Here is a 13,259-nt window from a genome sequence, read left to right as displayed (position 1 = left end):
GTTAATCGGCCGGATCTCCTTCCACCAGGGGAACAAAGGCAACAGGCAGTAAACGCATGTGAGTACAGACACCTTTTTCATCCTTGGTGATCAGGCAGAGATCGGTTTCAGGTTCGACCGCCAGCCAACGGGCCAGGCCCAAAATGCCCGCGCCTTTGTTGTCTCCAGTCCCGGCCTCTTGAATCTCGGGCACTACCATGCGGCCGCCCGGCGCCAGCTGTTTGAGCAACTCTGCAACCACCGCAGGGTTGGTGGTCGCCGTCACCACGATGCTGTCGTAGGGCGCATGTTCAGGCCAGCCCTTGGCGCCGTCGCCCGCGAGGATATGGATCGCTTCGCCGTAACCCAAGCCATCCAAGCGGTCTCGAGCCGATGCAGCCAACTGGGGAATACGCTCGACCGAATAAACCTCTGCTCCCAGCTCCGCCAGCATTGCCGACTGGTAACCGCAGCCGGTGCCGATCTCCAGCACTCTATCGCCTTTTCTCACCGCTGCCATATCGCTCATCAATGCGACGATAAACGGTTGGGAAATTGTTTGTCCGTAACCGATGCGCTGTGGGCGATTGGCGTAAGCCAACACCTGGCATTCCTCAGGTACAAAGCGGTGACGCGGGACCATTTTCATTGCCGCTACGACTTCCGGAGCCAGAGCGGCTTTGCCGAGCCATGCCGACGTTTCGACCGCGTCGGCCGCAACGACACGTACCATGGCCACGCGTTCCTCGACCCGACCTTTGTCGGTCGCTTCCAAGTCTCGGCCCTCCAACGCTGTTCGCAGGACTTGCAACCGCGGTGCCATTACGACATATGAAACCCTTAGTCACAACAGTCGGTCGTGACCCAACAACTCTAAAACACCACTGGAACAAGGTTTATGTCGGAAGAAAAGTTAAGCTTTCAGGCTGAAGTTTCGCGGCTTTTGGATATCGTCGCCCACTCCCTCTACTCGAACAAAGAGATCTTTCTGAGGGAGTTGATTTCGAATGCATCGGACGCTTGCGACCGCTTGCGTTATGCCGCGTTGACGCAACCCGAACTTATCGCCGACGATCCGGACTTTAAAATCGAGCTGAGCCTCAGCAAAGATGCCAAGATCCTGACCATCTCGGACAACGGTATCGGGATGAACCGCGAGGACTTGGTGGAAAACCTGGGCACCATTGCCCGTTCCGGCACGGCCGCTTTTATGGACCAGCTCGACGGCAAGCAGGACGGAACCAATCTGATCGGCCAGTTCGGTGTTGGCTTCTATTCCGCGTACATGGTCTCAGACCAGGTGTCGGTGGCAAGCCGCAAGGCAGGTGAAGACCAGGGCTGGGCTTGGATTTCGGACGGCCGGGGCGAGTTCACCATCGGCGAAACCGACGACGCACCCGCGCGCGGTACCCGGATCACCCTTCACCTGCGCGACGATCAGGAAGAATTCTCCGATCCCATGCGCCTGCGCGGCATCGTCAAGACCTACTCAGATCACATTCCAATTCCCATCTCGCTTTCCGAAGATGACAAGGAAGCAGAAGCGCTGAACACGGCATCGGCCATCTGGACCCGATCCAAATCCGAGATCACCGACGAGCAGTACACCGAATTTTATCACCACGTTGCCCACGCCTTCGACGAACCCTGGGAGCGCATGCACTTCAAGGCTGAAGGCATGATCGAATACACCGGCCTGCTGTTCATTCCGGCCAGCAAGCCCTTCGATCTGTTCCATCCGGACCGCAAGCACGGCGTGAAGCTTTACGTGCGGCGCGTCTTCATTACTGACGACTGCGCCGAACTCATTCCGCCTTACCTGCGGTTCCTGCGCGGCGTGATCGACACGGAGGACCTGCCACTTAACATCAGCCGTGAAATGCTGCAGCACAATCCTTTGCTGACCAAGATCCGTAACGGTGTCGCCAAGCGCGTGGTCTCGGAGCTGACCAAGAAAGCGAACAAGGACCCAGAGGCCTTCGAAACCTTCTGGACCGATTTCGGCGCCGTCTTAAAGGAAGGCATCTACGAGGATGACGGACAGCGCGATGCCCTGCTGAAGCTCGCACGCTTCCGCTCTACCGTTGCCGAGGGCACCACAACCCTCGCCGACTACATCGGCCGCATGAAAGAAGGCCAGGAGTCGATCTACTACATCAGCGGCGAAGACGCCGACAACATCAAGCGCAGTCCACAGCTTGAGGGCTTTGCGGCAAAGGGCGTAGAAGTTCTTCTGTTCAGCGATCCAGTCGACGAATTCTGGATTACTTCGGTGCCGAACTTTGAAGGCAAAAGTTTCAAGTCAGTGACCCGTGGTGGCGCGGACCTCGGTAAGATCGGGGCTGAAGACAAAAGCGAAAAGGACGAAAAGGACGAGAGTGACAATGGCGATACCAACGTCGACTCACTCATAGCTTTCGTGAAGCTGGCTCTTAAGGACGAGGTCAAGGACGTCCGGGCTTCCGAGCGTCTGACTGAAAGCGCTGTTTGCCTGGTTGCGGACGAAGGCGACATCGACATCAACCTCGAACGGATCCTAAAACAGCATAAGCAACTCGACACGAGCGCCAAGCGCGTGTTGGAGATTAATCCCAAGCATAGTCTGGTCGTGGCACTTGCCAAGCGCATCGGCAAGGACGGTGTCGGCGATGAGTTGGAAGATGCGGCCGGCCTGCTGTTGGATCAGGCGCGCATTTTAGAGGGTGAAAGCCTGCCGGATCCAGTCGCCTTCGCACGCCGTCTCTCAACGCTGGTGGAAAAGGGTTTGGCCTAGAGCAACGTCTATTTGCTTCACGTCAAAGAAATACCGGGATGCGCTTTTTCGCTGCATCCCGGTTTTTTTTCAAACCAGCCCCGCCTGATTAAGCTGCGTTACTTAAGAAGGAGCGCCGCCGAGGTTCATCAGTGCTGCGCCCAAGATCTTTCCGGCCCGGCCTTCCTGGACGATAATCGCGCAGCCACCCCGGCCGTCGGCAATGGCACCGGCCAGATCGACTGAAAGCTCCATCGCTTGACCTTTCCAAGTGCCCAGCGAGACAAACTCGCGAACCACGTTGGCATCAACCAGCTCTCGTCCAGAATTCTCGCCACGTTGCACATCGGTCTTTTGCTCATCGTCGAAGACAGCCAGCCATATCGTTGCGCCCTGCTCGGGTGCCTCCCCGGCTGGGATGGTCACCTTTGCCATGACAGAACTGTCATCAACTTCAATCGCCAAAGCCTCGCCGCTCGTTTGCGCGGCTGTCACTGAGCTGATGACTTGGGCGCGGCGCGAGCCGACCACATCGATCTGACCGTTGATCACCATCTGAGGCGTATAGATGAAGCGAGTGCCCAGATGCTGCGAATAGCGGCGTTGACGCTCGGTGGCCTCTGGACGGGCGAAGGGATCTTTCCAGCCGATGTAGTCCCAGTAGTCCACGTGATGAGCAAGTGCGATAACACCAGGCTGATCAGCCAATTCACCCAGAAGCTTATCGGCAGGCGGACAGGAACTGCAGCCCTGTGATGTGAAAAGTTCAACAACAACCGGGCGCTTCACACCGGATTCGTCGGCGGCCAACTGGAGCGGAACTGTGCTCCCTTTGGTCTCTGCGGTTGCTTTCGAAGGCCCAGCCTGAAGCGTGGCGGCATGCCAACTCACGCCCGCGACAACAACGGCAAAAGCCCCGGCAACCAGCCATGCAGGTATTGTTTTCATAGCTTCAGATTAGGGGCCGCGGAAGGTCACAGGCGAATCACGTTAGGGTGAATACCCAACCCCCGAATCAGCGGAACATCGTTAATTTCTATGAAGATGTATCGTCGGACAAAACCTCGACCTCGACCTCCATTTCCGCAAATGCATCGCTTGGCCCAATGAAGGTCCCTTGCAGGGGGACGGCCTGTGCCGGATCCCGCGCCACGGCAACCCGGATGAGGTTTGCGCCGCCCACCAGCCCATTGGTTGGGTCGTATTCGACCCAACCGGCACCAGGCAGGTACACTTGAACCCAAGCATGGGTTGCACTGGCGCCGCGCACTGGCTCGTTTACTTCGGTCTCGCCGGCATTTGGGTCGAGCGTGGGATCATAGAGGTACCCGGAGACAAAACGGGCCGCGAAGCCCAGAGATCTCACGGCTTCCATCATGAATACGGCAAGATCCCGGCAGGTGCCGCTGCCGAGATTCAAGGTTTCGACCGGCGTCTGAACGCCAACGCTATAACGGCGCTGATAGCTGAATTGCCGGTTTATCGCCAGATTGATCTGAAACAGAACCTCCTGGGTTCTGCTGTTCAGCCCGCGTTCGAGAAAACCCCTGGCCCAGGTGTCGATCCGGCGCTGAGGATCAGGATAGTGACGTTCGTCGCATCGACCCAGATCGGCGGCTTCGTCCGCGTCATAACAAAAAGGGAAAGTCTGCGCATATTCGTCAAGCGTGAAGACTGGCGTATCCAGACCGAAGTGCTCGATCACGATCCGGCTCTCGAAACGAAGTTCATCCGCCTGGTCTTCGAAGTGGGCAACCGCGATCGAGTTGGAAAAAACGTCGTGCATCCAACGAATTTCGGCAGTTGGCGAAATGGTCAACGCCGTATCGATAACCCGCATATCATGGCTGTCGCGTGGCCGGACCATCAGGCGATGATCGCCGAAGCCGACCGGCTGCCGATAGCGATAGACGGTGTTATGATTCACGATGAGCTTGGGCATGATCGTGCGATCCAGCGCTTTGTCGAGCCTCGACGGAGGAGCCATGGCGTTGTCGAAAGACGGAGTAGTCTACGCGAACCGGCCGCTGCTGCACAGCACAACGGGCAAAATGCAACGCACACGAAGCAAAGGGGCGCCCTGAAGCGCCCCTTATTACTAACAGTCATGTAAGACGGTTAAGCCGCCTTCATCAGGTTCCGCAGAACGTAATGCAGGATGCCGCCATTACGGTAATACTCGACCTCGTCCGCGGTATCGATCCGACACAGCAACTGAATCTCTTCGCTGCTGCCGTCCGCCCGGTGAATATGGCAGGTCACATCCATGCGTGGCGTAATGCCGCCGGCAACCCCGACAATGTCGAATGTTTCGCTGCCGTTCAGTCCGAGCGTCTGGCGATTCATGCCGTCCTTGAACTGCAGGGGCAGGACACCCATTCCAACCAGATTCGATCGGTGAATGCGCTCGAAGCTTTCCACGATGACCGCTTTGACACCCAGAAGGCGCGTGCCCTTTGCAGCCCAGTCACGAGATGAGCCGGTGCCGTATTCCTTGCCGCCCACAACGATCAGCGGCACACCGTCAGCCTGATACTTCATGGCCGCGTCGTAAATCGGCATCACTTCGCCGCTCGGCTGATGCTTGGTCACGCCGCCTTCGGTGCCCGGCGCCAATTCATTCTTGATGCGGATGTTGGCAAAGGTTCCGCGCATCATGATCTCGTGATTGCCGCGGCGCGAGCCGTAGGAGTTGAAGTCGATCGGACGGACCTGATGCTCTAGCAGGTAGGAGCCTGCCGGGCTTTCTTTCTTGATCGCACCGGCCGGTGAAATGTGATCGGTCGTCACAGAGTCTGCCAGCATCGCAAGTGAGCGGGCACCGACGAAATCGCTCAGCGCACCCGGTTCTGCCTCCATATCCTCGAAGAACGGTGGATACTGTACGTAAGTGCTGCCTGACTGCCAGCTGTAGGTCATGCTGGCGGCAGTCTGAATGCCCTGCCACTCTTCTGGACCTTCGAAGACATTGTCGTACCGGGCCCGGAACATTTCCGGTGTCAGCGAGGTGCCCATCAGCGCCTCGACCTCGTGATTGCTCGGCCAGACGTCCTTCAGGTAGACGGGTTCGCCGTCGCTGCCGGTTCCCAACGGATCATTCAGCAGGTCCGCGGTAACATTACCAACCAAGGCGTATGCGACCACCAGGGGCGGGGACGCAAGATAATTCAAGCGCGTCTGCGGGCTGACACGGCCTTCGAAGTTGCGGTTGCCCGACAGCACGGCGGCAACATGGAGGTCGCCGTCATCGATCGCAGCGACATGCTCGTCGGCCAAGGGGCCAGAGTTACCAATGCAGGTCGTGCAGCCGTAACCGACCAGATCGAAGCCCAGAGCGTCAAGTTCGCTCTGCAGGCCTGCGGCCTTCAGGTAGTCGGTCACGACCTGGGAGCCCGGCGCCAGGGAGGTCTTGACCCAGGGTTTCACGGAAAGTCCCTTTTCGCGTGCCTTCTTGGCTACCAAACCAGCGGCAATCAGGACACTGGGGTTCGAAGTGTTGGTACAGCTGGTGATCGCGGCGATCATCACGTCGCCGTGGTTCAGGCTGTAGTCCCTGCCTTCGACAGGCGTCCCTTTAGAGATGTCCGCACCGACCGAAGCCTGAACGATTTTGGTAGATTCGGCGCCCAATGCGCTCAGGGCCACACGGTCCTGCGGACGCTTCGGTCCTGCCAGGCTGGGCTCGACCGTGCTGAGATCCAGTTCCAGGCTATCGGTGAAGACCGGGTCCGGCGTAGTGCTGTCGCGCCACATACCCTGTGCCTTGGCATAGGCTTCCACCAATTTCACACGATCTTCGTCACGCCCGGTGAAGCGGAGGTAACGGATGGTTTCTTCATCAATCGGAAAGAAGCCGCAGGTCGCGCCGTATTCCGGCGCCATGTTGCCGATGGTCGCCTGATCGGCAAGCGTCAGGTGATCCAGACCGGCGCCGTAGAATTCAACGAACTTGCCGACAACACCTTTGGCGCGCAGCATCTGAGTGACCGTGAGCACCAGGTCAGTCGCTGTCGTGCCTTCCTTGAGCTTCCCGGTCAACTTCATACCGATCACTTCAGGGATCAGCATGGAGACCGGTTGGCCGAGCATGGCAGCTTCGGCTTCGATGCCGCCGACTCCCCAGCCGAGGACCGACAGGCCATTGACCATGGTCGTGTGGCTGTCCGTTCCAACCAGTGTGTCGGGATAGGCAACGGTGCTGCCGCCCTCGTCCTTAGTCCAAACAACCTGCGCCAGGTTTTCCAGGTTCACCTGATGGCAAATACCGGTTCCCGGCGGCACGACTCTGAAGTTATCGAAGGCGGTCTGCCCCCAGCGCAGGAAGGAATAGCGCTCTCCGTTACGCTCGAACTCCAGTTCCACGTTCTTCTTAAAGGCATCCGGTCCGCCATAGGAATCAACCATCACCGAGTGGTCGATCACCAGATCGACAGGCGAAAGCGGATTGATCTTCTTCGGATCGCCACCCAGCTTGGTCATCGCGGCGCGCATGGCAGCCAGATCGACGACCGCAGGGACACCCGTAAAATCCTGCATCAGAACCCGTGCCGGGCGATAGGCGATTTCCCTGTCCGAACGTTTGTCAGCCAGCCACGCGGGCAAGGCTTTGATATCGTCCACCGACACGGTCCGGCCGTCCTCAAAGCGCAGCAAGTTCTCCAACAGAACCTTCAGCGAAAAGGGCAGCCGCGAGATATCGCCGATCGCCTCGGACGCAGCCTCCAGGCTGAAATAATCGTAGGTTTTTCCACTGACAGAGAGAGTGCGGCGGGTGTTCAGGGAGTCATTGCCAAGGGCCATGGACAGCCTCCATTCAAATTCGCTGGTTTGGTCTTCTTCGAAACGGCGAAAAGCTGCCCGGGCAAGATCCACCTCCGACCTCCCGCACAACCGCCATCGAAATGCGCGCACAACATAGTCTCACGTCGTGAAGAAACCAATACCGCAGTGCGAGAAATACCGGAAAGGTATGGATTTAACGCTGTGGGCCATATGCATGTGCACTGCACCATGACCCCGGCCCATTTGAACCAAAAAGACAAATTTCAAGATCATATGCGAGGCACCGCGGCCAGACCGCTACATCACAATTCCGCGATATCCCTGAATTTCGGGAAACTGCGCATTTTAGGGCCCTCAAGTGCACCCACCTGTCACCCCGTCGACCTCACTGCGCTGCACACAACTACAATTCGATAGAAAGATATTGCGATCAGTTAGTTACCGATGAAACTATATCTTATTATGGAATATCAATCCTGTATCGCGAATCGAATTTAGGTTTTCTTGCTGCTACGATTGCACGATCAGAAGCAAAAACCCTATAAACGAGTATGCATGTCCAAAGAAATTCACGACATGCGACTAGCTCTTGACCTGTGCCCGAGAATCAACTTACCTGTTCCGCGTTGACACAAAGTCACTAACCAAACATGTGACTACAAACAAATTGCGGGAGGCCGGCGTAGCGGCGCAAAATTCACTACGCCTTTTCGGGGAAAATGCCTCGACCTCATCCGGCGTGCGGCGACTATGCCGTTCCGGTCTCCCAACAGGATGGCTTGGATGAACGTAGCTGGCTCGAATCTGGACACCTTTCCCAAACTCTTGATCGATCATGCGCGAACACGCGGTGACAAACCGTCGATCCGTGAAAAGCAGTTTGGCATCTGGCAGGCCTGGACCTGGCTCGAGGTAGCCGAAGAGATCAAGGCTCTCGCCTGCGGGCTCGCCGCGATGGGACTGACGCGTGGTGATAAGATCGCGATTGTCGGCGATAATCGGCCACGGCTCTATTGGACCATGACCGCTGCACAAGCTATCGGCGCGATCCCAGTCCCCGTCTATCAGGATTCGGTGGCTGAAGAGATGTCCTACGTCATCGAGCACGCCGAAGTACGCTTCGCCATGGTCGAAGACCAGGAGCAGGTCGACAAGTTGACGGAAATCCGCGAAAGCTGCCCTAGGCTCGAACAGATCATCTACGACGACGCGCGTGGTCTGCGCGACTACAGCGAAGATTCTCTTAGCAACTTCGAAGCGGTTCAGGAAAGAGGCCGCGCCTTTGCAGATGAGCATCCGGACTTCTATGACGCAGAGGTTGCCAAAAGCGTCGGCAGCGATACCGCCATCATGCTTTACACTTCGGGTACAACGGGGCGTCCGAAAGGTGTGGTCCTCAGCTTCGACAATGTCCTTCAGACGGCAAAAAACAGCGTGACTTTCGAAGGCCTGACGGCCGACGAAGAAGTCCTGGCCTATCTCCCGATGGCCTGGGTCGGCGACAACATCTTCTCCTTTGGTCAAAGCTATGCCGCCGGGTTCTGCGTCAGCTGCCCCGAATCCGGCGACACTGTTATGCACGATCTGCGCGAACTCGGACCGAGTTACTTCTTCGCACCACCTAGGATTTTCGAGAACATTTTGACCAGCGTGCTGATCCGCATGGAAGACGCCAGCAGCCTGAAGCGCAAAATGTTCAGGTATTTCATGGATGTGGCGAAACGTTGTGGAATTGCCATCCTGAACGGCGAACCGGTCTCCTTCAGCGATCGAATCCTCTACGCTCTGGGGAATGTTCTGATCTACGGTCCGCTGAAGAACGTCCTGGGTTTCAGCCGCATCCGGCTAGCCTACACCGCCGGTGAAGCCATCGGCCCCGATATCTTCGACTTCTATCGTTCGCTGGGCATCAATCTGAAGCAACTTTACGGCAGCACGGAAGCTTCTGTTTTCATCACCATCCAACCTGACGGTGAAATCAAGGCGGACACAGTCGGCAAACCGGCGCCGGGTGTCGATATCAAGATTGCCGATTCCGGCGAGGTTCTGTTTCGCGGCCCGGGCGTTTTCGTCGAGTACTATAAAAATCCCGAAGCCACTGCGGAAACCAAGACAGATGATGGCTGGGTTCACACAGGCGACGCAGGCTTTTTCGCCGATGATGGCCACCTGAAAATCATCGATCGCGCCAAGGATGTCGGCCGGCTGAACAGCGGCGCGCTTATGGCGCCCAAGTATGTCGAGAACAAGCTGAAGTTCTTTCCCGACATCAAGGAAGCAGTAGCCTTTGGACACGACCAGGATTTCTGCGCGGCATTTATCAATATCGACCTGGTGGCCGTTGGCAACTGGGCGGAGCGCAACAACATCGCCTACGCCAGTTATCAGGAGTTGGCCGAAAATCCGGACGTCAGCAAAACAATCACCGCCCATGTCGAGCAGGTGAACCGAGACTTGGCGTCCGACCCCAATCTCTCGGGCGCCCAGATCAAGCGATTCCTCATTCTGCATAAGGAACTGGACGCCGACGACGGTGAACTGACCCGGACGCAAAAAGTCCGGCGCAGCTTTATTGCTGATCGGTACGCCCCGCTGGTCGAAGGGCTATACGGCGGCTCCAAAACGGTCGACATCGAGACCGAAGTCACCTTCGAGGATGGACGCAAGGGTATGATCAAAGCAAATCTGCAGATCATCGATGCCGAGACTTACGCCACGACCGAACCATTGAAGCAGGCAAGCTGAGGAATTTCTGGCCAGATGACCGCTGCAACTCTCGAACGCCCAGTGCCACCGGTGCAGAGCGAAGGTCCCGCACCCGCTGCGCGCCGCAACTTCAGTGAAGAACTGTTGAAGGTCGAAGACATCAGTCTGTCCTTTGGCGGCGTTAAAGCGCTCTCAAACATATCCTTCGATATCCGGAAGCATGAAATTCGGGCGATCATTGGCCCGAACGGCGCCGGCAAAAGCTCGATGCTCAACGTGATCAACGGCTTCTATCATCCACAAGAAGGCACGATCACCTACAAGGGCAACGCACGTCATCAGATGCGACCCCACGAGGCGGCAAAGACCGGGATCGCAAGGACCTTTCAGAACATTGCTCTCTTCAAAGGCATGTCGACGCTCGACAACATCATGACCGGGCGTCTGCTCAGAATGCGCCGCAATTTCCTTTGGCAGGCGCTGTACTGGGGACCGGCTCTGAAGGAAGAGCTGGAGCATCGCGAAAAGGTCGAGGCCATCATCGACTTCCTGGAAATCCAGGCGATCCGAAAAACACCGGTGGGCCGACTTCCTTACGGTCTGCAAAAGCGCGTCGAGCTCGGCCGTGCTCTGGCCATGGAGCCAGAGCTTTTGCTTCTCGACGAACCCATGGCGGGCATGAACGTCGAAGAAAAAGAGGACATGTGCCGCTTCATCCTCGACGTAAATGACGAGTTCGGCACGACAATCGCCCTGATCGAGCACGACATGGGCGTCGTCATGGACATTTCGGATCGGGTTGTGGTTCTGGACTACGGCCGCCTGCTTGCCGACGGCACACCTTCCGAAGTAAGGGCCAACAAGCAGGTCATCGACGCCTATCTGGGGGTCAGCCATGACTGATCGGACTCCGTTTTCATTGAGAACTTCCTTGTCCCTGTCTTTTTGTTGGGTGCTTTAAGTTATGGATGGCACGTCATTCGATCTGATCACGGTCGCCTCGACTTTCATCGGTGGCCTTTTCGTTGATCCCTTCATTGCCTTTTACGATCGCCCGGACAAACTCATCCAAATCGTATCTCAGGGTCTGAGTGCCGGCGTGATGTATTCGCTGGTCGCGCTCGGATTTGTCGTAATCTTCAAAGCCTCGGGTGTCTTCAACTTTGCGCAGGGCATCATGGTGGTGTTCGCCGGATTGACCGTGGTCAGCCTGATTGAAATCGGAGTGCCAGCCATTGCTGCTGTCCTGCTTGCCATCGTGGTGATGGGGGCCATGGCATTCGCGATCGAGCGCATGGTGCTGCGGCCTCTTGTCAATCAACCCGGTATCATTCTATTTATGGCGACCATTGGGCTGGCGTTCTTTTTGGAAGGTTTCGGCCAGACAATCTTTGGCGCAGACCCAAAACCAGTGCCCATCGACGCGTTGGCAATCCCGGACGGCAAGTTTAAGATTCTGGGAGATGTCTTCAGAAAGCCCGTACGGATTTATCAGCTTGATCTGACCGCTCTGATTGCGGGCGGCCTCATGGTGGCCGGAATTATCGTATTCTTGAACCGCACCAAGATTGGCCGCGCCCTACGGGCAGTCGCAGACGACAATCAGGCTGCGCTCTCGGTCGGCATTCCTCTTCCCTTCATCTGGGTCGTGGTCTGGACGCTGTCTGGGCTGGTTGCCATCTTCGCCGGCGTCATGTGGGGCGCACAGAGTCAGGCCGGGTTCTCACTGGCGGTTATCGCGCTCAAGGCACTTCCCGTTTTGATCCTGGGCGGCTTTACGTCGGTGCCGGGCGCAATTCTAGGCGGCATGATTATCGGCGTTACCGAGAAACTGGCGGAGTTCTATTGGCGCGGTGTCCTGGGCGACGGCGTCGAGCAGTGGATCGGCTATGTGATCGCATTGATCATCCTGCTGTTCCGACCCCAAGGCCTCTTTGGCGAAAAAATCATCGAAAGGGTGTAGTGAACGATGCTTTATCGCGAAGCTGGCCAGTTTAAAACCAATTACGTTGCCGATCAGGCGATCTTCCCGATCCGCCAGGACAGAATCGGCATGGCGATCGTGTTGCTCTTTGCGTGGGTGATCATCCCAGCGTTCGGAAGTGATTACTTCCTCGAGATCATCATGATCAACTTCCTGTTTTTCTCGCTGGCCGCCATAGGCTTGAATATCCTGACCGGATATACCGGACTGATCTCTCTGGGAACCGGTGGGTTCATGGCCGTGGGAGCGGTTGCCAGTTACAAATTGGCCGTGATTTTCCCCGACCTGAGCATCATCCTTGTCTTCCTGATTTCCGGCTTGATTGCAGCGGCAGTGGGTATTGTTTTCGGCCTTCCCAGTTTGCGCATCAAGGGCTTTTATCTGGCGGTCGCGACCCTGGCTGCGCAGTTCTTTCTCGACTGGCTGTTCCTGCGGGTCGACTGGTTTACCAACTCAAGTACCGCAATCGAAGGCGTGCCTAAGACGGTCTTCGGGTATCTGGTCACGGGTCCCAACGCCGAGCCTTTCGCCAAGTACTATGTCGCCCTGGCCTTTGTGTCGGTTTTTGCTCTACTCGCAAAGAACCTTGTACGCTCTGCTATTGGACGGGCGTGGATGGCAATACGCGATATGGACATCGCCGCCGAGATTATCGGTATCCGGCCTTTGCCGACCAAGCTCCTCGCCTTCGCGATCAGCGCCTTTTACAGCGGCGTTGCCGGAAGTCTGATGCTATTTCTGTTTTACGATAGCGCCGAACCGGACCTTTTTGACATCAATCTGTCGTTCAAGGTTCTCTTCATGGTCATCATCGGCGGTCTGGGAAGTATTGCCGGCTCATTCATGGGGGCAGCCTTCATCGTGATGATTCCGATTATTTTGACCAATGCCCCCGATTTGCTTGGTTTGCCAATCTCGTCCGATCTGGCCAAGCACCTGGAATTCATGATTTTCGGCGCGTTGATCGTGTTCTTCCTGATCGTTGAGCCAAACGGGCTGGCCCGATTGTGGCAGATCGCGAAGGAAAAACTCCGCCTCTGGCCGTTCCCTTACTAA

General features: G+C 56.8%; 9 protein-coding genes. 5 read left to right on the top strand and 4 right to left on the bottom strand.

Annotated features, from left to right (window positions below; genetic code table 11):
* Position 1: 1 nt before the first annotated feature.
* On the bottom strand, positions 2 to 754 hold the full coding sequence (pcm, locus tag QMZ18_RS04185) for a protein-L-isoaspartate O-methyltransferase (protein ID WP_282604969.1): 753 nt from the start codon (positions 752 to 754) through the stop codon (positions 2 to 4).
* Positions 755 to 877: 123 nt separating this feature from the next.
* Between pcm and htpG the strand changes: the two genes are divergently transcribed.
* Positions 878 to 2,752, top strand: a complete 1,875-nt coding sequence (htpG, locus tag QMZ18_RS04180; protein ID WP_282604968.1) for a molecular chaperone HtpG — start codon at positions 878 to 880, stop codon at positions 2,750 to 2,752.
* 102 nt (positions 2,753 to 2,854) lie between these two features.
* Here htpG and QMZ18_RS04175 read toward each other — a convergent pair whose 3' ends face one another.
* The 3 genes from QMZ18_RS04175 to acnA form a co-directional block, all read right to left on the bottom strand.
* A complete protein-coding gene (locus tag QMZ18_RS04175) occupies positions 2,855 to 3,679 on the bottom strand; it encodes a thioredoxin family protein (protein ID WP_282604967.1) in 825 nt (274 codons plus the stop codon).
* Between the two features lie 88 nt (positions 3,680 to 3,767).
* Positions 3,768 to 4,718: a transglutaminase family protein gene (locus tag QMZ18_RS04170; RefSeq protein ID WP_282604966.1), complete on the bottom strand. Its 951-nt coding sequence runs from the start codon at positions 4,716 to 4,718 to the stop codon at positions 3,768 to 3,770.
* Between the two features lie 131 nt (positions 4,719 to 4,849).
* Entirely contained in the window at positions 4,850 to 7,531 is a 2,682-nt protein-coding gene (gene acnA / locus QMZ18_RS04165; RefSeq protein WP_282605594.1) for an aconitate hydratase AcnA, read from the bottom strand.
* A 765-nt stretch (positions 7,532 to 8,296) separates the two neighbouring features.
* Here acnA and QMZ18_RS04160 point away from each other — a divergent pair.
* From QMZ18_RS04160 to QMZ18_RS04145, 4 genes are all read left to right on the top strand, one after another.
* Positions 8,297 to 10,258: an AMP-binding protein gene (locus QMZ18_RS04160; protein WP_282604965.1), complete on the top strand. Its 1,962-nt coding sequence runs from the start codon at positions 8,297 to 8,299 to the stop codon at positions 10,256 to 10,258.
* Between the two features lie 15 nt (positions 10,259 to 10,273).
* Positions 10,274 to 11,122 (top strand): ABC transporter ATP-binding protein, encoded by an 849-nt coding sequence (locus QMZ18_RS04155; protein WP_282604964.1) that lies wholly within the window; start codon positions 10,274 to 10,276, stop codon positions 11,120 to 11,122.
* Positions 11,123 to 11,183: 61 nt separating this feature from the next.
* Entirely contained in the window at positions 11,184 to 12,182 is a 999-nt protein-coding gene (locus tag QMZ18_RS04150) for a branched-chain amino acid ABC transporter permease (protein WP_282604963.1), read from the top strand.
* 6 nt (positions 12,183 to 12,188) lie between these two features.
* Positions 12,189 to 13,259, top strand: a complete 1,071-nt coding sequence (locus QMZ18_RS04145; protein WP_282604962.1) for a branched-chain amino acid ABC transporter permease — start codon at positions 12,189 to 12,191, stop codon at positions 13,257 to 13,259.

This window comes from Pelagibius sp. Alg239-R121 (genome assembly GCF_947331435.1).
Classification (GTDB): Bacteria; Pseudomonadota; Alphaproteobacteria; order Kiloniellales; family Kiloniellaceae; genus Denitrobaculum.
This window is presented reverse-complemented; position numbering and strand designations above follow the sequence as displayed.